Origin of the sequence: Sinomicrobium oceani, assembly GCF_900119185.1 — a bacterium.
GTDB lineage: Bacteria > Bacteroidota > Bacteroidia > Flavobacteriales > Flavobacteriaceae > Sinomicrobium > Sinomicrobium oceani.
On record NZ_FPJE01000017.1, the window covers coordinates 88634 to 109492 of the forward strand.

A 20859-nucleotide genomic window follows, 5' to 3' on the forward strand; every position below is an offset into this window, starting at 1 on the left:
TAACTTTTAAAGTATTTGCATCCAAAAGTTGTTACCGTTAAAATAACAGTGTTCATACCTTTATTTTGCTACGAGCACAAATATTACATCATACCACCGGCATCCACCTGCAAAACCCCGAAGAGACGAGGACTTACCGCACCTTCCGTTTAATTTCCAAAATTATAACGCAGGGTTATGCCCGATCGTATAGTGGTTTGCGGATATGCTGTAGAAACTGCATATTTGGAAAAGGTATGATCGTAAAAAAAGAGGGTCGTGAAATTCTTGGTCAGTGCATAATCGGCAGTAAACCGCACACTCCATATCGTTTGCCCCGAAGTCACCTGATTGTTATCGAGATCGAGGTTACGAATAATAGTGATATTATCCCTGAGCGATAAATCGGCTTTGAGGTTTATATCACCTTTCAGGGTCTGCCTGGTTCCCCCTATCCCGGTGGTAAAAGGTACTTCCTTAAAACGGTATCCAAGCCCGAGGAGATACTCTTTCCCGGTAGTTTCGGTAAGCAGATTATTGTCGAAACTGAGCGATAATGCCCGGTCTCTTTTAATTTCGGCCTGAATATTGATCGAATTCTTCATTTCGAAGTCCACTCTCACCAGAGGGTTGAATTGCTCGACGAGGGTTACGTTTGTATAGAGCAATTCATTCATGAAGTTACCGGACTGATCGACTTTATCCGGGTTCTGCTTACTGTATTCGAGATTGGTACGAAAGGAGTTGACACTATAGCTGGCCCGGTAACCATGTCCCAGTGAAAATCTCCGGAAACGGTTCTTAAACCAATCCAGCCGCATTAAGCCCGTATATTTTACCGTCCAGTTGGGGATCGGGACATCACGGAAGGCCCCGAAGCTCATTTTATCTACACTTTTGCCCTGATATGCAGCCAGGAAGGAAGGTAAAAGTACTGCCTGGTTATTTTTCCCGTATCCCTTCGGATATCCTTCCTCGTCCAGGTTGTCCGGATCGGTAATATCAATACCCCGTTGAACGGCAAGACGGTTGGCCACGACTTTACGGTTCTGACGAAATTCTTCGAAAGCTTCGGAATTTACTTCATCGCTTTTACTGAAAGCTGTTTTTATAAGTACGGTAGATATGGAGAAGTCACCATACTGATTACCGAGTAAACTCTCATACTCAAATTGCCGGTTACCCACTTCATTCACCGCAAAGTTTTCCGTATAGCTATCGGCATACTGCCTGTTTGCCACGAGATCTACAGTGAGGTCGGGGGTCGGCTCCAGATTTGCGGTAATATTCAGCTGACTGCTGTTCCGCTCCATATACTGCTGGTTGAGATCAGGGAAACGGGTCAGCCAGCCTTTCTTCGCAGCTTCATAACGGATGTCCGACTGTCCACCGAATACAAACCCCCAGGAAGGCCGCAGTGTTCCGATAAAACCTACAGACTCGGTATATCCCGGAAGCACCTTACCCCGGTTGTCGGTATAGCTTACATCGATACGCTTTATCATAGTCAGAAGATCGATACCCGCGTTGGCCAGGCCCGAGCTTTTATCTTCTTCCGGCTCCAGGGTATTTTCCCCATCGTCTCCCAATGGCGCTCTCCGGCGGACCGGTCGCTGACGCTGACGTGACTCTTTTTTAAGGCCGAGGTACGAATAAAAACGGTCCATCCCCATAGAAGCATTCAGCACATGGGTAGAAGCGTTCTGAATGGTATTGACATTTTCCCCGGCAATCTCATTGATCACATCATTACCCCGCTGCCAGTCGAAATCGCCGGTATAGGTATAATTGGCTTCTATGAAATTCAGGAAGGGGATCTTACTGAAAGGCAGCTCGTAATTGATCTGCAATTGCTGGGTATGTCTGTTAGGGTCGCCGGTGTTCCAGAAGCCATCCCAGATACCGTAATCTTCACGGACGATCCTGTTATCATCCTCGTCACGGTCGTAATAATTCCGTACAATATTATGGTTGGAGGCGGTAAAGTTCAGCCGGAGTGACTTGGTTATATTGTGATTGATGGTATATTGCCAGTCAAATAAAAAATTGCGTTGCTGTAAGGTCGGAAGGGCCAGCTGGTCTTCGGCATCTACTCCATCTATACTTACCGAACGGAACCTTTGCTCGTTGAAACTCCTCGTAATATTGGAGTTGACCGATATATTGGTGGGCAGGGGATTAATATTAAAATCTTTCAGCCATTGCCAATACCTGTTACGCAGTATGGAGTCGTTCTTTTTGAAAGGTTCTACCTGGACCGGCTTAAAGTTATAGTTATATATAAACCCGGTTCGGATATTCTGATCGCGCATATCCTCGATCTCGTAATCGCGATGATTGACCTCATTGTAAGAATAATTAAACGTAAAGTTCTCTATATCATAGACCCGTTGTTTCTGCTCTTCTCCCCGGTTCTTCCGCACCCCGATCAGGTTTATACTTCTTCGTTTGGTGTAATCTTCGGCACGTCTGCGGATATCTTCTTTTTCGGACTGGGTCACTGCGGCATTGATACGATCCTGCAGTTTCAGATCTTCGTAAACCGGATCGAATTCGGGTGTAATGAGTTCTTCGGACACGCTATAATTCAGGGGCACCTGTATTCCCCAGTTTTTCGGCAATAGCTGTCCGAGGTTCACGTTGGTATTGAGCCCGTACTGCATCACATCTTCCCGGCTTCGCTCATTGGGTCGCTGGTCTATGGCTCCGAAGCCGGATGTACTCATGCTTCCGGTGGCCGATACGTTGGCAAAATCGGCAACATTGGCATCGATCTGTGCTATCGCCGCCCATCCACCTTGATTATCGAGTTCGGCCAGGCGTAATTCGTTAAACCATACTTCCCCGCACATCCTGTTGCCGGTAACGTTTTTTACCCCGACCATAATGGCCCTGATACTTCCGAGGGAAGGATTACCCTTGAGTCCTACCCGCAATTCACCGGGCTCCCGGGGATCGAATTCTTCCACACGGTTTCCTTCGGCATCGTAAAATATCATTTCGGAAAGGGTAGAGTTGGCAATTCCGTCCGATTTTATCTTGGAAAAGAGACTAAGGGCTACATCCATATTGTTCAGTTCCGGCCATACTTCTTCGGAAGTAGACGCCCCCGGACGGGTAACCTGCAACGGAATTTCTACCTGATAGAAGTTTTCGGAAAAATCGGTCCCCATACGGAGGAAAGCTACGAGTTCCCCGTCTCTTAACGAATTGTTTTTGTAAGCTTCGGCATGGAGAAACATCTTCAGTCGTTTGTACTGCCTCATATCCATCTCCACGTTTTTATACACTCCTCTCGAATCTCCGCCTTCGAGTCCGCAAACGGCAAAGGAAAGCGATTGTTCATTTTGTCTCACCACCATATTGTTGTTGGTAAGCTGTTCCCGGATCACACCGGGAGGCAGGCGGTACGGAATGGGAGTACGTTGTTCGTTTTCTTCTATGTTTACGGTATTTACTTCGACCGTGGTTCCGTCGTCATCCGGATTGGTATCTACATCGGGTTGCAGTGTTCGGGTATAGGTACGCCAGTCTCCGCGAACGAGATCGAGCGTACCGAAACGCAAGACGACATCTTCACTGAAACCGGTAAGATACATCCTCATAAAGCTCATGGAACGAAAATCGGATATACCTCCTATGGCATCGTCAAATTCCTTTACGGGAATCTTAAACTGTATCCACCGTCCTCTTACCGTCCTGTTGTTCGGCATTTTGCGTTCTACTTCCTTGATATCGGACACATACCTGTCGGTTCGCTGTATGTTGGGTTTTATCGGGATACGATACTCATAATAACTGTTTATGGTGTTCATGGTACCGTCACCGTTAACATCTTCTACGTTAGGTTCGGTCGTGGAACCCCGGTTGTTGTTCCCGACATTAACCGGCGAGTTTCCCTGGGGGTTGTTATAATTGAGATATCTTTCGAGGATACTCCCGTTGGCACTGATGTAAAATTCGTAATTATCCAGAGCGGGATCGGGCCCGGGGTTATTGGTAAATACAGCGGCCTCTGCGGCATCATCGAGCCCGTCGAACCCTACGTCCTGAAGGGCTCTGTTCTGGGTGTCCGCATCAAAAGCGTACACGAGAGATTGTGCGGAAGGCACTCTACCCCAGGAAGTCTCGGCTACCAGCTCGTTGCTCCCCACGCCGGGCAGTCCGTTTTCATATTGTTTCTTTCCGTCTTTGAGAATATCTTCGGAAATATTACCAAGGTTGAACACCAGCTCTCCTCCCAGACCACCTGCCGTGCCTTCCACGTAAGGGTCCATAACCCAGAACTGTATGTATTCGACATTTCCCTGCTCGAAGTTGGTACTGGTCAGCCCCCGCATGATCCCTCCCCACCGCTCTTCTGAGGGCAAGCCTTCGAACTCGTTTTCCGGACTGTTGTTGTACGGACCTTTACGCGTAGGGTAGTAGGCAAGGTCCAGGGTTGCCTGTACTGTTGTTTCCCCCTGTGACACATCGATTTCCGGGAATATTTCGTCTATGTATATTCTACGGGTCGGATTCAGGGATATATCGTCGTTGCTGATACCGGAAGGCTTTTGAGAAGTATAAAAAATGGGGTCTATGGTATACCAGGCCATCTTGGACCTCTTATACCCGTTTCTGAGGTTCTCCGGATCATTCGGAGAACTTCCGTAAAGCTCGCCCCCGGGGACAAATTCGAGTGGCGTGCTGGCAAGAGACCATGCCAGTGGTGCCCGCATGTCTATAAGGGTCTGAGCACCTTCGAAATCATCTACATATACGGTAGTCTCCCCGTCAAAATTATCGTTCTTCGGCGATCCCGGAAGCAGATAAGCAACCTCTCCCCTAACGGAGAGATTGGAAGGTACATCGGTATCTATGTTCGGAAGTTTATTGACCCATCGGGTCAGGAAAGGCATTTCGGTAGAGAAGTTTCCGTTAACACCAAAAATAGTATTGTTAACAGGTTCCAGCCCGTAGCTGGCCTTTTGCGTCAGTGGTTTTTCACTCATGTTGAGCAACGTGGCCCCGAGCATGAAATTTTTGTTGAACTGGTGCTCCACATTCACTCCGGCAAACCTTCGGGTCTGTCTCCCGAATACGGAATTGTTTTCTACGGAAACCTCGATCGGAACATTGGATGCTTTGATTCCTTCATCGAGTATATATACGGTCCCTGTCTGATAATTCACCGTGAAATCGATACCTTCCTGTAGCCTTCTTCCCCCGGCAGTGACATTTACGGACCCCTGCGGCACGTTGAACGCTCCTATGGGAATACCTTCTCCTCCTTCGGATTTATACCGTCCCTTCAACTGGAACTTGTTCTTATCCGTGTCCTCCAGAGCAGCGGCTTTGGTCAGGGTGTACATATTGCGGAAGACATACTTGCTCTGGTTGGGGTTGTACGAATCGGGCTGATCGTAATCTCCTCCTCCGAGAAGTGTGTGCAGGTACTGACCGAAAGGTTCCACTTTGGTAAAAATGATCCGCCCGGTCTGGGGATCTATGGTAATACCCGGCAGGTAATCGAAAAAGCCATCTCCCCCGGTCTGAGGATCGTTGTAGGCGTTGAGCCTGTCAAAATTGAATACATCCAGGAGTATCCTGTCCTGCAAGCCGGCGGGCCAGGACGATTCGTCAACCGGTTTTATATAATTTACAGGAGAGGGGTCCCTGTAGAGTATATTCATTTTAAAGTCTTCCTGGCTGAGCTGATACGCACCGGTTGCATATATGTTTTTCATCATCAGATCCCATATCGGATCGGATACATTGGTTACATTGCTCTTGAGCAGTTTTACGACCAGGGTCTGATTGTTTACGGCAACTACCTGCCCGTTCGCCCCGGTTTCGTATTCGGTAGCGTTGACCCCGTCGTTGGCAAATTCTCCTACCTGATAGGCCTGTCCGCGATAGGTGTACTGATAGGCTACGGCCAGTACTTCGTCATTGCTCAGCCGCTGGTTCAGGGAAATATAACCCAGTTTAGGATCGAAGGTAAAATCCGTACCCTGAATAAGTTTTTGTGCGTTTTCCAGTATGGCGTAATCATATCCCTGGTTGACTCTTGAACTCAGGGTTCCGAAACCGGATTGCACGGTAGAAACATCCCTGATCTGCTCGGTAAGCACGGAAGAGCCTCCTATATCTTTAGGGTTATAATCATTAGCATCGTTACGGGGGAGCAACCCTCCGGTTCCCGGATTGAAAAATCCGCCCGGGGCATTGGTATTGATCCTGGTATTCTCCGGGTCGGCTTCTCCCAAATCCTGTATCCCCACAATATTCCGGATATTATCTATACGCATGCCCCTGTTGGTCACCCATACTTCTATCCTGGTAATCTGTACCTGGCTGTTGATAAACGGGTAATTTGCCAGGGCCTGATCGTATTGATCGCGGAAGAAATGCGACAGGAAGAAGTGCCGGTCTTCATCATAATCCAATGCGAAGAGTTCGAAATCATCGACGGTACCGCCTCCCTGTGCTACGACCGACCTGGTCTCTGAGCGTTGTTCGGAAAACACACCGGTAACTCTCGTTTTTCCGAACTGTAATTCGGTCTTTACACCAAAAAGGCTTTGTGCCCCGGTAATCAGCGAACTGTTTAGGGGCATACTCACATTACCGACTTCTATTTTCTGTATAATATCATCTTCCGTAGGGGCGTATTCCAGTTTGATCAGGTTCTGAAAATCAAAAGTCGCCTGAGTATCGTAATTGGCCATTACGGACATTTTCTCCCCTACTTTTCCCAAAAGGCTCATGCTTATCCGCTGGTCGAAATCGAAGGTAATGGTGCTGCGGTTCCTGGGTGAAAACGAGGGATTATCATTACGGTTGTACAGAACCCCGAGATCGACCGCAACGGATCCCTGGGGTACGATATCAATGTTCGTTCCACCGAAAATAGATTCGAAAAAACTGGAATTCACATAAAAATCGGGCAAAAGGTCTTTCTGAGCTTCTTCACTTCCTTCTTTCTGGCCCGAAATAGCATCCATTTTCTGCTTGAAATAACGCTTCATACTCTCTTTTCGTTCCAGTTCCCGGAATTGTTCTGGAGTAAGTATGACAGGGTGATCTATATCGAAGCCATCTATGGTAGAGGAATAGATATACATGTCCATGACAGGATCATAGACATACTTTGAGGAAATACTTTCCGGAAGCTTCAGTCGTATTTCCCCGGGTACTCCGGCCGTGCCTTTGAGTGTATCCTGTTCCTGAGTTTCTGTTTCTTCCTGCGCGAATGATACCGATACGCAGAGTAAGAAAAGGGGCCAGAAAACAACTCTTAACGGTGTATTTTTAAGGTTGGTAATTGTTTTCAATTAACTATAGCATTTTAAGCGCGTTTTTGATGATGTCTTCTACACTTAAATCCGGTGCCTCTTTCGTAATCTTATCCACAACTTTCTCGGATTGTTTTCGGGTAAAGCCAAGAACCTCCAATGCCGACAGCGCCTCTTCTCCGTTTGTACCTTTGTGCCCCGAAGCGGTTTCTTCCAGGTCGTATATTTTCAGTACTTTGTCTTTCAGGTCGAGGATCACCCGTTGTGCTGTCTTTGCTCCTATTCCCTTTATACTCTGGATGGCAGCAACATCATTAGACGCAATGGCATCACGGACCTGGACAGGAGTAAGGGAAGAAAGCATGGTACGTGCCGTGCTGGTTCCTATACCCGAAACCGAGATCAGAAGACGGAATATATCACGTTCGGACTTGTCTGCAAATCCAAAAAGTGTATGGGCATCTTCACGAATATGAAGATGTGTGTAGAGTTTTAATTGTTCTTTATCCGGAATCCTGGAATACGTATGCAGTGAAATATTCAGAAAATATCCTACTCCGTTACAATCTATGACAACGTCCGTAGGGTTCTTCTCTACTAATTTTCCTTGTATATGTGCGATCATAAATATCCGGTTAGCAGTCCAAATGTACTAAAATATTTCACAAAAGCGGTATAAAGGCTTCGCTATCCCACAATTAAAGATTCGCAAAATACGAAACCCGGTCTTATGTCGCTCACGGAATTTCGCATATTGCAGACTATCAGCTTTAGAGATCAGAATTCCGGGTGCTTACATTTTTTTATATCTTTATTCAAAACATAAATTTTTGCCTATGAAACGTATTTTGGTACCTACGGATTTTTCTGATGAAGCCGAATTTGCACTACAAACAGCAGCAAATTTTGCCAGAAAATTCGGTTCGGAAATATATTTGCTCCATGTTCTTGATCTTCCGGTGCATCTTGCCACAAGTGAAACGAGTGAGCTCCCGGAAGCCCTGTTTTTTGTAAAGCTGGCACGTCAGAAATTCGAATCTTTTACCGATAAACCGTACCTGAAAGGGATCAGGGTTTTTGATATCGTAGAATCGGACACTATTGCCAGTGGCATTACCAAATCGGTCACCGACAACAATATCGACCTAATCATCATGGGTTCGGGCGGAGCCACGGGGTTCAAGGAAGTATTTATAGGTTCTAACACGGAAAAAGTAGTACGCATGGCCCAGGTCCCGGTATTTACGGTAAAGTCCTTGTTTGAGATCCGCGATGAGGAGAGTATGATCTTTGCTTCGGATTTTTCCAGGGAAAGTGTAGAGCCTTATAAAAGAGCTTCGGAATTTGCCAAAAAAACAGGAGCGACCCTCCACCTGCTGTTTGTGAATACACCAAACAATTTTGTCACGACGCGTGAAGCTGAAGAGCGTATGAATTTTTTTATCAAAAACGGCACCCCAAAAAAGTACTCACTCAATATTTATAATGACCATACCATAGAACAGGGTATCATCCATTTTGCGAACATTGTAAACGCGCGGATGATAGGCCTGAGCACCCATGGCCGGACAGGGCTCTCGCATTTCTTTAACGGAAGTATCAGTGAAGATATCGTGAATCATGCTATGCGTCCCGTCATTACATTTAAAATTCCCGATCAAACCGAAGGGTAATGCTATCTTATCCCGCTGATTAAAAAATACCATAGGGCTTGTATTTTATACAAGCCCCATATCTTTGGCTAAAGCCACCAGATGTGCAGGGGTATTTGCCCTGAATATATCCTTGAGTTTATTGATCCGCTTCTCCACGGAGCTAAGGCTATACGGGGTAATCCCCTCCTGTTCCAGATACCTGCATATTTCGGGTTGAGACTTCCCTCCTGCCAGCTGACGGATGATGGTAATGTCGTAGTCATTGATCTCTATATCGGACCGGTCTCCCATAGCGGCGCGTACATCGGGAGATATATATGATTTGCCTTCATATACTTTACGGATCGCCAGCCGAAGTTCGTCGAGTCCCTTTCTTCCTTTGCATGCATAGGCGTCGATTTCACCGGAAATCATAATACTTCTGACCTTCTGGAAACGGGCTTCCACCGTATAAACAATCGTTTTCAAGTCAGGAAATTCTTTTTTCAACGCCATGGCAAGTACATCTCCCGAGGCATATTTCTGGTCACGATGATCTTCTTCAAAAAACAGATCCGTGATCAGCAATTCATACGGTTTACCATCCATAGCGGCTTTTTTTATCCTGATAAAGGCATCATCACAGTACTGGGTCTGTGCTATTTCCGATATGCCGAGTTCCGAAAGTGCATTGTAAACCGACTGATTAATACCGTCCTGGTCTTCTGCGATCATTACTTTTTTAAACATAAGCTATATGATGATTTTTACATAAAACCCTTCTTCGGGTTCCGATACAAAACTAACCGTACCACCGACAAGTTTCATACGGGTTTCCACATTGGTCAATCCTTTTCCCTTTTTCTGTGTACTTCCTTTGCCATTATCCTTATAGACTACATGGACATGCCTGCCGAAATGTAGAAACTGTATGAGTACGACAGAGGCTTCGCTGTGCTTTCGCATATTCACCATAAGTTCCATGAGCACGTAGGACAACATATATTTTTTATCTTTTTTAACGGATTCCCAGGGTATATCGGATAGTCCTTTTAGTATGATGTTTACTTTCTCCGTCCTGAACTGCAATAACAATCCCGTTAATACCTCCGGATAATCTATGCCCGGTTCCGGAATTTGGATCTCCCTGGAGAGGTTTCTTGTCATGCTATAAATACGTTCCAGATCGTCCAGAATCTCAGGAGGTAAATCGTATTTCGTCTGGAGATTGATCATAACACGATACATATCATTGGCGACTTCATCGTGCATCTTCCTGGAAATAGCAGCTTCTGTGGCATTTACTTCTTCGATGATCTTCCGCTTCTGCCTGATCCGGAGATAACGGTAGATCCAGATACTCATCAGTATAAGAAACAGCAATACGAACTGAAATACGATTCTACGGGACCTTTCTTTTACCCGCTGCAATTCACTCTCTTTGGCTTTTCGCTCCTGCACCTCAAAATTATACTTTGCAGAAATGTACGTATTGCGTTGCATCTGCTCTGCATCTGTTACACTATCGGTATAGCGTTTGAATTCCAGGATATCCGCATCATCTTTCAGGTCAATGATTTTGGACAAAACATGAGACCGCCATTTGGGATTTTTGGAAGCAAACGCAATTTTCCGGGCCTCCGCAGCCATAGAGTCTGCCTTTTTCAGGTCTCCCTGATCCCGATAGTAATCGATAAGATGTGTATAGCTTGTTATAATCCCGGAAGTATGATTTTCTGTCTTCCGGATTTCCAGTGCTTTATTCATGTGAGCGAGCCCTTCGGGCATTCCGAGTTTTGCCTCGACAACCCCGAGGTTATTCATGGCCCTTGCCACTCTTAACGCATTTCCTTCGCGAAGGGCATACCGATATACCTGCTGTAACTCTTCGAGTGCCTGTGTATACTGTTCTTGTTCTATATATACATTGGCTTTGTTGTTCAGAGCTGCATTTCTATAAGGTTCGTCGGTAGTAAGGTTAAGGATACGGTTATAGTAATAGAGTGCCTTATCGTAATCGTTCCGCTGTTTGTACCAGATACCCAGATGGTTGTATATTCCGATACGCGGTTCCGGCAAGGTGTCCTGTCCGTTCAGGTTATCCAGAAGTTTCAGGGCTTCGGCTATGGATATTTCACTTTCATAGGAAAATCCCAGTTTATTCTGAATCTCTGCTATATATCTCAGGTAGAGTATGGCACCTAACGAATCTCCTTCCCTAAGGCGTTTCTTTCTGTTGTTTTCAAAGTAAATATAAGCGTCGTGTAATCCGGAATGATTTGTCGGCTGCCTGAGAATGTTGTAATAATAAAAGGAACTGTCCGTCTGCTCTTGAGCGCGAACACTACCTATGGTTATAAACACCATGCAGACAAAAAAGAAGAGGAATGAATCTTTTGCAGGTTTCATTCCTCTAAAATAGCAACTAATTATTAATTATTTCCATTTCCGGGAGGTGGCGGTGGAGGTGGCGGCAAAATTATTTCATCATCGTCACAGCACCCCTGCGTATCTTCTATTCCCGGAATTTCATCCGATTCGTCGTGGGGATTACAGGAAAAAAGACCCAGATTGAGGATTCCCGCAAGAATAACTACACATATTTTTTTCATTTTGTAAGAATTAAAAATTAGAAAATTCGCGTGCTGTCCGGAAATTCCCGGATATCGTAATCGCGCAGCAACGCGCTGAAAAAAATGAGAGAGACGTCTTTCTCTTTTGGGAAGTTTGAAGCGCACCGGGCAGAGAAGTATGGCTACTTCCCGGAAGTCATTCCCCCCTGCCCGGGGTTCTTTTTAATTAGGATCAGGATTCGTATTGCCAGCAATTTGTTCCTTGATTCTGAAGCAAATAAAAGGAGGAATTCCGGGAAGGACGGGAAAGAAAAAAGAAAGTATCGGGAAACTTTCGGGAAGCTATTTTCCATGTATTTTCCCTGGTTTTTCCAACTATTTTCCAGGGATTTAAGAAATAATTTTAGTAATTTGAAGCATGATAACCGACCATCAAATACACCGCAGACTTATTGAGCTTTCTTTTGAAAAGGCAAGAGAAGAATTAAAAAAAACAGGCACCTCGTATCACTCCAAAAAGCAAAAAGCCGAAGTGCTTTCTGATGTGATATCCGAATATGGATATACGTATTCGCCCAAGAGTATTATAAACCTGTACCGAAACCTCATCGAACTACACAAAGACGAACTGATCAAAAAACCGGAAGTTATTCTGGCCCTGTGTAAATACCTCGGGTATCCGGACTACGAAGCCTTTAAAGTACCCTTAACGGATAAGTATACAGAACCTTCCCCTACAGAGCGCGAAGAATTAAAAACTGTTTCTCGCAGATCCTGGAATAAAAGACGTATTGTCATTTCAGGCATATTTGTTATGAGTATACTTGCAGGGTTATTGTCCTTTAAGGTACTGATGCCCCATCAACGCTGGATGGAATGGCAGGGCACACATTACGAAGAAGTGAGCTATGATCCGCAGAAACTTCAGCACGGTACGTTGAAATTATATAAGGAAGAACGGATCCGGATCTTTAAAAAGATAACACCAGATTGCAATACTGAGTTTTTTACGGAACACGGAAAGGAAAATATATGGTACGGAAAGAATGAGGCCGGCCAACTTGATTTTTTCACCGGTCACGGTCTGCACCCGGAAACAGGTAAAACCCTTAAAGCTATTACACCATATATGATAAGGAAGTATATTTGTAAAGACTACTAAACCATAGGTTTCGACAAGCAATAAAATGGCCATACTGGTTACTCGTTCTCAGGTTATTCGGGTAACAATCCGATAACATATTAACCCGATAAACCCATTCAATCCGTATCATAACTTTTTTAGAGGCTAAAGCGAGATCCACTAAAGCACATAGGTTTGAACTTCGAATGAGACCACTAAAAGCAACAAAGGCTATTGAAAAATCAATAGCCCCTGTTATCTTAAGTTCTTATGAGGTATTATTCTGCCGGATCCAGTTTGCTTATGGCGGTAATAAATCCACCCTCTACTTCCAGCCCCTGTGAAGCGGTTGCAGCATCGACATCTATACTATATACAAAGCTTCCTTCACTTCCTTCCAGTGTAATTCCCACGTAAACGACACTACCGTCTTCGGAAACATAGCTATTTCTACCGGTAAGCTGTTGAATTTGCGAAGCAGTCGGCAATCCGGTTACGGAAGTCGTTGTTTTATTGTAAGCATCAATAATAACAAAGTTTTTCCCCGTGCTGTACGCCGAAGTCTTTTCTGTTTCCATGATACCGAGAAACTTACCATTACCGGCATATACATGGTCTGTAAGGTACATCCCGGTAGCCTCTTCGAGGTCAAAATAATAGTCATCGAATTCGGTAGTTCCTTTTTTGATACGGGTAATAGCCGACGGTTTTTCGGAAGTTACTTCTCCGTTGGTCGTCGCGATGCCGGATGAAAAAGCGTATGCATCCCCGTTTTCATCAACGGTAAGGCCATTTACAAAATATCTTCCTATGTAACTGGTCCTGTCATCGTGGATAATAGTCTCCAGTTCCATCTCCGGATAAGTATATACGGCAATATTCGCTTCATTCGCATACTCGGTTCCGAACGTATCGTTACAACATCCTTTTACGGTCATATAAGGCATGTACACTTTTTCTCCTACTTGTGTGATCCAGGTAAAAAATGCAATTTCCCCGTTTTCTTTATCTGCGAGCTCCTGGGTATTGATCTGTCCTTCGGCGACAAAAGTTAAAGATTCGGTACTGAAACGATACCAGTAAGCCATCGGACTCTCTGCATTACGGGATATTTTGGTTAATAGAATATCATCATTTACAGGAGCAAAAGCCTGTACTGTTTCTGACTGAAAATTGGTTAATCGTTCCAGGTCCCCGTTATTATTCAACTCGTATGCCGTAACAGCACCCGGATTTCCCTGCCCGTAAAGCATACTGAAGAACATGTTGTTTGTGGTAACGTAATACCTGTAGGTACCGTCCTGCTCTACACCGTTGCCCTTCGTGGAAATACGTCCTTCCGTAAGCTGATCTGCTGTGAGAATATAGTCTGCTACACTTTCGGAAGTATTGGGGGTGGCCGTTATAACGTATTTGGAGTCCGATCCGGGATTTTCTCCTCCGCCTCCGGAAGTATCATCATCACTGCTACTGCATGCCGTAAACAGGGTTGCAGATCCGAGCATTACAAGACTTAAAAAATAGGATGGTTTTCTCATTGTACTATGTAGTTTATGGTTTAATTATAAAAATGTGTATTTGATCTTCGCATAGAAACTTCTTCCCGGTTTTTGAAGGCTGAAATTATCGTAGAGATTTTTGTCGAGCAGATTCCTGCATTCCAGGGTAAACTGGACTTTATTGTTAAAAGAGTAGGTAGCGTTAAGGTCGTGAGAAAATTGTTCCGGGATTCCTCTTTTGGTATCCTTCCCCCCCAGACTCGGCCAGAACAGGTAAAAGTCGTGAACATACAGCATGTTATAGCCCAGACTCAGGGTGTTATTTTCTCCCCCGACGTCAAAGAAATTATAAGTAATATCCGCATTGCCATATAAATAAGGAATATTCGGAATACGATCGTTATAAACATCGTTTCTCGTCTTGTTGAGCATGTGCTGATAGGTGATATTCATTCCGGCCATCAAGGTATTACGGTACTGATAGCGTATTTCACCTTCGATCCCGGTATTGGATACGGTTCCGAGGTTATCCATAATCTGCATGGCCTGGTTGGTATTCAGCCTTCGATATATGAAGTCGTTGGCATCCCTGTAAAACCCGTTAACACTGAAATTCAACTGATGATTGGTAAGAAACCGCCACCAGTATGCTGCTCCGAGATTGTAATTATGGCTGTGCTCCGGTTTAAGATTTATGTTTCCTTCCAGGTTGATAATATCCCCGAAAAGTTCTTCGTTGTCAGGCAAGCGGTAACTTTTTTCATAAGAACCCTTTAACTGCAGATTATCCGTTATAAAATAAGTCCCCGCTATACCGTATCCGGAATAGTTGAACGTATTCGTTTTTTTGATGTATTCCGATTCACTGCCCGTTACATCGATCCTCGTGGAAAACTTGTTCTGCTGAAAATACTGCTTTCCGAATACGGAGACGTTCCAATTATCCGATTCGTACTGATATCCCAGCCCGATGATGTTTTTCATGGTCTTTTGCGGCTGTTCGTACCTCTCGCTGTCCGTGGCGAGCCTGTTCCTTCCCTTCCTGTCGAAAGTGTTGAAAGTATTGTTGAGCGTAATCTTGTTTTTACTGTTAATGGCATAATCCCAGTTTGCCGAAGCCAGACCGTTATTATTACGGAAATAATACAGAGAATAAGACCGTTCCCCACCCGGAGTATCATACTCTTTATACTGACCAAGCCAGTTGTACCTCCTGTTCAGGGTATCTATGTTTTTTTCCTGACCGAGATTAAAGTTGGCATTCAGCCGGAAATCCAGTCCTTTGGTAATAAAATCATCCTTTTTGTATTTCAGGGTGGGCATTATAATATTCCCCTTGCGGTGCCAGGCCCCGAAAACCGATTGTACTCTTGCTCCCGTCTGTATCTCCTGGTATGCAGATCCTACGGTAACCCCAAACAACAACTTATCGGCATAAGGTTTGTTGACCACTCCTATATTGGCGATAAGCATCTCGTTATGATAGGTATCGTGAAACCTTCTTACGGTTCTCGTCGGATAGTATTCTCCGGTTTCCAGGTCGGAAACCTCCACATCCATTTTATAATTGTTATCAGAATAGTTCTGATAGGCATTCAACTGGGCAATAAAACCGGACTTCGCCACATATACGGCATTAACCATAGAGCGGTGCGTATTAAAAGAGCCATACGAGTATGAAGCATCTACATGGCTTTTGTCATAGGTATTGGTTACGATATTGACTGCTCCACCCAGCGCATCGGCACCGAGCCCTACCGGAACCACACCTTTATATACTTCTATACGCGCCGCCAGGTTTATGGGAATATTGTTGAGCTGGTAGGAAGACCCGAAATTATCCATGGGAATCCCGTCTACAAAAAAACGTACCTGTCTTCCGCGAAATCCGTTTATGGAAAAGTTCATCTGAGACCCTACTCCTCCGCTCTCCCGGACCCTGATCCCTGAGACCCTGTCCAGGGCATGTGCGAGATCGAGTGTCGTATGATGCAGCTTTTTGGCATCGACGACACTAACATTAAATGCTTTTTCTTCTACCTGCTGCACTATACTTTTCCCCGATAAGACCACTTCCTCAAGGGCATAAGTAGACTCTTCCAACACTATACGCAACCCGGAAATTCCTTCCTGCTTTACCCGGACAACTTCGGAATGGGGCTTATAGCCTATATATGAAATGTTCAGATGGTGATCACCTTCCGAAAGATACAGCTCAAATGCTCCTTCTTCATCGGTAACCACACCATAAGTGGTCTTCCCTACGATTATGGTAGCGCCATAGACTCCATTTCCCGAGGCATCAGCTATTTTTCCGCTGACCAGAATATTCCCGGATTGTGAAACCGCCATTAAGGGCACCAACAATATCAACCAAATCAACCTCACACACTTGTTTACAGACTGCATATTCTATGATTTTGAAAACACATTTTATATTTATTTAGACTTAATATTCTTAAAGCGGCAAAACTATTTCTTTTCTTCGCCTGCAACATACGTCAAACGGAGAATTAGCTACGCAAAACAGTAAGCCCGAAGACAGGAATTCATGCCAGTGATTTCTTTTTCAACTTAAATACTACAGCAAAAGAAATTACCGAAAGGGAAATCCAGAACAGGTCTACTACGAAGATTTGGGAATATTCGTCGGCTACGGATATCCAAGGCCATCGACCGGTCTTTACGCCATTGGATACAGGTACCAGAAGGGCTAAACAACCACCGAGAATCAGTGTGGCTTTATTGGTAAAATGAGTACTCTTTTTGAAAAGTAACAAAACGGTCAGCACAAGCCATGACCAGAAAAAAGTCGAAAAAATAAATTCTTTCCTGTCTGTCCCATCATCTCCGGCCAGGAGTTTCACCATAATAAAGGTAAATGCGGTTACGGGATACATGGCAAGACAAGCGGAAAGGTAAATACGGGCAAGCCAGTTATTGAAACGTCTTTTGGCCGGGGCTACATTCTTTTTATCTCGTGCGACCAGCCAGATCAACACTCCGGATAATATTACAAAACAGGTGATAAAACCGAGTACGAGATATATGATTTTCATACCGTATCCGCCGAAATCCCCGAAGTGAAGTCTGGCGAGAAGATTGGTACTGCCTTCGCGATACGATACGGTGTTGAAAGGATCTTTTTCGTCTACTGCTTGTCCGTCTGAAACCCTGAACGTCTGATAGCCGCCACCCAGCAGTTTATTCTTAAAAGAAGGCACTGCCATTACTTTGACATGCATATTCGCGTCACCGTAATTGATAACCTGAAGTCCGTTAATTTCTGCCCCCGGCCATTTTTCGGCTGTTCTTGCCACAAAATCATTAAAAGAAAAATCACGGTTTACCGCTTCTCCCGAAAAATCATAGTCTTTTGGTTCCTCATAGCGCATAACCTCTTCCATTTGGGCATCGTTTCCTTTGAACAATACCGAAGACACCGGAGCAAGCATTACCGAATATCCCACTATAAAATACACCCCGGTAAATGCAAACATAAACTGGTAAGGCAGTCCGAGCATCCCTAAGGCCACATGGGCATCTGTCCAGATTGTCTTCCATTTGCCCCCGGGACGAAAGACATAGAAACCGGAGATAATCTTTTTCCAGTGCACTATAACCCCGGTAACGACAGCAAAGAGAAATAAAAACGCTACCAGGCCCGCCAGGTAATAACCGGATCTGCTATGAAAATTTAAAGGTGCAAAAAAATGTAAGCGATAAAAAAACTCTCCCAGCGAATAGTTTTGAACATAATCTCTCCTGATGTGGTTTTCGGTATCCAGATAAAAAAAATTTCTTCTTCTTCCTCTTCCGCGTTCTTCCCGTATGGTCGTGTCTTTGGGTGATGACTTAAAAACCGAAACCCGTTTTTCGTAAAAACGGTGTGTTAGCCGTATATCCCGGCTGTACAAGGCCCCCTCCTTTTCCATCTCACCGAAGGCCTTGTCAAAGTCGATAGTGGCAAAGTATCCTTCCGATATCGGTTCATTGCGCTCCCAGGCGTTGATCTCATCCCTTAAAAAAGAAACCGATCCTGTGAAAAAGATAACATATAGCAATGCACTGATAAAAATTCCGCTTATCGTGTGCGTGTGAAATATAATATTATAAACTCTTTGTGACATTCTTAAACCAGTGGATTTACATCATTTCCCAGATAGATCATCGCATAAAAAAATACGCTCAGAAGAAGGTAAAGCCCCCATATCTTCCAGCCGTTCCTGGCAAGAAAAGCGAGGATCATTAACGCAACCCACAACATCGCCCCGGCAAACCTAAGGGTCATGAGGACATTCCCGGCATGTGTCCAGGAAGCAAGGGCCATACAGAAGGCTTCAGTAACAGCGTATCCTCCTGCAAAACCAGCTGAGATCTTGGCGAAACGCTGTACGGGAGATTGGGTAAGGTATTTTTTATTCGGCGGCATGTGTAGTCTTACATTAAGGTATTACTATTTTGCATCTGTGATTTTCAGAGGCTTTTCGAGTGTGATAAGTACATGCTCATCATGTGGTATAGCCATGTTTTTATCCGTGTCTGATTCCAGGTGGTACATCCCGAAATTTCTGAGAACAAATCCTGCCTCCAGTGCAGAATCAACCAGCGATACGGCTTCATCAAATGCTTTCCGGGGTTGGTACAGGACAACGAGAATCCCCCCATACCCAAGAACGCGGTATGCTTCGGTAAAAAAGTAACCGGATATATGTTCCGCACCAGAGAGCCTGCATAAAACGCGGTGAAAAAAACGGGTTACATACGGGATCTTTTCTCCTGAATATACGCTGAAAGCTGCTTTTCTCTTTTCTGTATACGATTTGAACATCCGGGATGCCTTACGTACCGGAGCTTCGGAAGTCTCCAGACCGAAATAGTGTGTTTTCCATGCCTCTGCGGTAATTTCCGCTACCCAGGACCGGGTCCCGAAAAAAATATCCAGTATCCTGGAGTTTGCATCTATACAAAGTGCCTGAATGGCATATTTTCTGTATGTTTCAGCATCTATACTTCTGCTACTTTGCCATATCGGCTCCCCGGTGAGGTAAGGAGGCCGGATGTTCCCTTTCATCAACATATCTTTTTCTTTTAAGAATTTGACACTGTTTTTATTTAGATTTATTTCAAATAATTATATTTGCGGGCAAAGTTATGCCAACACAATTATTTGAAAGTACGCCAAAGGGAGGAAAACGTACGCAAAACGAAAAAGGTCATAAAATCATGGGATATAGAAAAATAGCTATAAATACTTCGGGAATATCTGCTTTTGATTTTGCCTCGGAGTGTTTTGTAAACCATGTGGACGGGATTACCTGTGGTACGGCGGATTTTGACGAACCGGAAATCCGGGGCCAGGTCCGGGAAACACTACTGAATGATTTCAAAGTGATTAATGTCAACCTTAAACTCTCGGGAAAACCTGTTATACATTTTTCCTATTCCGGTCGGGCACTTGAAATGCTGTTTATCACCAAAGGCAATCTCGCTATGCACTTCAAGGATCAGCAGCAGCATATATTTCACAGGCATACGCACAACCTCCTCTTCAGCAATCATGCAAGTGGCTATTTCGAGCCTGACGGAAAAGAACTTCAATTTGTGTGTATTCAGCTGTATCGTGATTTTTTTGATAAATTTCTTCCCTGGGACAATTGTTTCGGCGCTTTCCGGAATATGATAAAACAGGGACAGACCGGGTGTATTAAAAACACAAACTATCCGATAACACCGGAGATGTATTTTCTGATCGAAGATATGACGAGTGCATTACAGGAGGAGATACCGAAAAAGCCATTGATCTATGCACGGATACTGGAGCTTCTTTTATTACAGACCGAGCAGTATGGCGATCCGAAAGGGGAAGCCCTGAAAAATATCTCTCCTTCCGACCGGGATAAAATATATAAAGCCAAAGCGTATCTGCTGAAAAACTACGGGCAGAAAATCACCTTACAGGATCTCGCCAAGAAAATAGGTACTAATGAGTTTTTACTGAAAAGCGGTTTCAAGACCATTTTCGGCACCACGGTGTTCGGTTGTATTCACCACCTGAGAATGACGCAGGCCCGAAAGTTGCTGCTGGAACAAAAACTCACCGTAAGTCAGGTGTCTGATATGACTGGATATAAAAATCCGCAGCACTTCTCTACGGCCTTTAAGAAAAAATTCGGCTTTGTCCCCAGCAAACTGAAAAACAACTGATTCAGCTTTCGGCCGATCCCTTCGGTTCTTTCTTGTGCCAGTACGATGCCAGTACCGATCCGGTAATGTTCATCAGCGGACCGAATATCGCAGGGGCCAGACCCATCGTGGCGATCTTACCCACAGAATGTGCGATACCCGATGCCAGGCCACCGTTCTGCATACCCACCTCTATGGCCACCGTACGCGCATCGCGCTCCGGTAACCGGAACAAACGCGCATACCAGTACCCCAGCGTATAACCGAAAAGATTGTGAAACAATACCAAAAGCAGCAACACCAAACCGATATCCAGAAGACTATCGCGACCCGCAGCTGTGATCACCACGATAATCAGCGCTATCCCCGCCATGGAGACCACAGGCATCGCACGGTCCAGCCACTTCGCCCTACCGTGCAAAAGCCGGTTGAAAATCAGACCCGCCCCGATAGGGATAATGATCATCTTAACGATGCTCCACATCATGGCCAGCACATCGATGGCTATAAACTCCCCCGCAAGTAACTTCATCAGTACCGGGGTCAGGAAAGGCGACAGCAATGTGGCGATAGACGTAATGGTCA

14 protein-coding genes are annotated in these 20859 nt (G+C 44.9%); 3 read left to right on the top strand and 11 right to left on the bottom strand.

Annotation, left to right across the window (positions count from 1 at the left end):
- Nucleotides 1-149: 149 nt before the first annotated feature.
- Nucleotides 150-7298, bottom strand: coding sequence for a T9SS outer membrane translocon Sov/SprA (gene sov / locus BT112_RS15280; RefSeq protein ID WP_072318254.1), 7149 nt, complete (start codon nt 7296-7298; stop codon nt 150-152).
- Between the two features lie 4 nt (nt 7299-7302).
- Nucleotides 7303-7884, bottom strand: a complete 582-nt coding sequence (gene ruvA, locus BT112_RS15285; RefSeq protein WP_072318255.1) for a Holliday junction branch migration protein RuvA — start codon at nt 7882-7884, stop codon at nt 7303-7305.
- Nucleotides 7885-8095: 211 nt separating this feature from the next.
- Between ruvA and BT112_RS15290 the strand changes: the two genes are divergently transcribed.
- Nucleotides 8096-8932, top strand: a complete 837-nt coding sequence (locus BT112_RS15290) for a universal stress protein (RefSeq protein ID WP_072318256.1) — start codon at nt 8096-8098, stop codon at nt 8930-8932.
- Nucleotides 8933-8977: 45 nt separating this feature from the next.
- Here BT112_RS15290 and BT112_RS15295 read toward each other — a convergent pair whose 3' ends face one another.
- From BT112_RS15295 to BT112_RS21670, 3 genes are read right to left on the bottom strand one after another with little or no spacing between them, the layout of a single operon-like run.
- Nucleotides 8978-9643: a DNA-binding response regulator gene (locus tag BT112_RS15295; protein WP_072318257.1), complete on the bottom strand. Its 666-nt coding sequence runs from the start codon at nt 9641-9643 to the stop codon at nt 8978-8980.
- 3 nt (nt 9644-9646) lie between these two features.
- Complete coding sequence (locus tag BT112_RS15300) at nt 9647-11302, bottom strand: ATP-binding protein (RefSeq protein ID WP_139276238.1); 1656 nt, start codon at nt 11300-11302, stop codon at nt 9647-9649.
- Between the two features lie 23 nt (nt 11303-11325).
- Nucleotides 11326-11505, bottom strand: coding sequence for a hypothetical protein (locus BT112_RS21670; RefSeq protein ID WP_139276240.1), 180 nt, complete (start codon nt 11503-11505; stop codon nt 11326-11328).
- Nucleotides 11506-11884: 379 nt separating this feature from the next.
- On the opposite strand from BT112_RS21670, the gene BT112_RS15305 reads away from it, so the two are divergent.
- Nucleotides 11885-12628, top strand: a complete 744-nt coding sequence (locus BT112_RS15305; RefSeq protein WP_072318259.1) for a hypothetical protein — start codon at nt 11885-11887, stop codon at nt 12626-12628.
- 239 nt (nt 12629-12867) lie between these two features.
- Here BT112_RS15305 and BT112_RS15310 read toward each other — a convergent pair whose 3' ends face one another.
- From BT112_RS15310 to BT112_RS15330, 5 genes are all read right to left on the bottom strand, one after another.
- Nucleotides 12868-14127 (bottom strand): DUF4374 domain-containing protein, encoded by a 1260-nt coding sequence (locus BT112_RS15310; RefSeq protein ID WP_083564951.1) that lies wholly within the window; start codon nt 14125-14127, stop codon nt 12868-12870.
- Between the two features lie 24 nt (nt 14128-14151).
- Nucleotides 14152-16476, bottom strand: a complete 2325-nt coding sequence (locus BT112_RS15315) for a TonB-dependent receptor (RefSeq protein ID WP_394333367.1) — start codon at nt 16474-16476, stop codon at nt 14152-14154.
- 161 nt (nt 16477-16637) lie between these two features.
- On the bottom strand, nt 16638-18218 hold the full coding sequence (locus BT112_RS15320; protein WP_072318262.1) for a PepSY-associated TM helix domain-containing protein: 1581 nt from the start codon (nt 18216-18218) through the stop codon (nt 16638-16640).
- 2 nt (nt 18219-18220) lie between these two features.
- Complete coding sequence (locus BT112_RS15325; protein WP_072318263.1) at nt 18221-18520, bottom strand: hypothetical protein; 300 nt, start codon at nt 18518-18520, stop codon at nt 18221-18223.
- 24 nt (nt 18521-18544) lie between these two features.
- On the bottom strand, nt 18545-19162 hold the full coding sequence (locus BT112_RS15330; RefSeq protein WP_072318264.1) for a class I SAM-dependent methyltransferase: 618 nt from the start codon (nt 19160-19162) through the stop codon (nt 18545-18547).
- Between the two features lie 80 nt (nt 19163-19242).
- Between BT112_RS15330 and BT112_RS15335 the strand changes: the two genes are divergently transcribed.
- Nucleotides 19243-20295 carry a helix-turn-helix transcriptional regulator gene (locus BT112_RS15335; protein ID WP_083564952.1) on the top strand — a complete coding sequence of 351 codons (1053 nt, stop codon included), beginning with the start codon at nt 19243-19245 and terminating at the stop codon, nt 20293-20295.
- A gap of 1 nt (nt 20296) precedes the next feature.
- On the opposite strand, the gene BT112_RS15340 is transcribed toward BT112_RS15335, so the two are convergent.
- The coding region (locus BT112_RS15340; protein WP_139276242.1) for a bile acid:sodium symporter family protein at nt 20297-20859 on the bottom strand (563 nt) is incomplete at its 5' end.

Coding starts and splice junctions, on each gene's coding strand:
- BT112_RS15305 (WP_072318259.1), top strand. CDS start 11,885: ATGATAACCGACCATCAAATACACCGCAGACTTATTGAGCTTTCTTTT.
- BT112_RS15310 (WP_083564951.1), bottom strand. CDS start 14,127: ATGAGAAAACCATCCTATTTTTTAAGTCTTGTAATGCTCGGATCTGCA.
- BT112_RS21670 (WP_139276240.1), bottom strand. CDS start 11,505: ATGAAAAAAATATGTGTAGTTATTCTTGCGGGAATCCTCAATCTGGGT.
- BT112_RS15335 (WP_083564952.1), top strand. CDS start 19,243: ATGCCAACACAATTATTTGAAAGTACGCCAAAGGGAGGAAAACGTACG.
- BT112_RS15325 (WP_072318263.1), bottom strand. CDS start 18,520: ATGCCGCCGAATAAAAAATACCTTACCCAATCTCCCGTACAGCGTTTC.
- BT112_RS15295 (WP_072318257.1), bottom strand. CDS start 9,643: ATGTTTAAAAAAGTAATGATCGCAGAAGACCAGGACGGTATTAATCAG.
- BT112_RS15290 (WP_072318256.1), top strand. CDS start 8,096: ATGAAACGTATTTTGGTACCTACGGATTTTTCTGATGAAGCCGAATTT.
- ruvA (WP_072318255.1), bottom strand. CDS start 7,884: ATGATCGCACATATACAAGGAAAATTAGTAGAGAAGAACCCTACGGAC.
- BT112_RS15330 (WP_072318264.1), bottom strand. CDS start 19,162: ATGAAAGGGAACATCCGGCCTCCTTACCTCACCGGGGAGCCGATATGG.
- BT112_RS15320 (WP_072318262.1), bottom strand. CDS start 18,218: ATGTCACAAAGAGTTTATAATATTATATTTCACACGCACACGATAAGC.
- BT112_RS15300 (WP_139276238.1), bottom strand. CDS start 11,302: ATGAAACCTGCAAAAGATTCATTCCTCTTCTTTTTTGTCTGCATGGTG.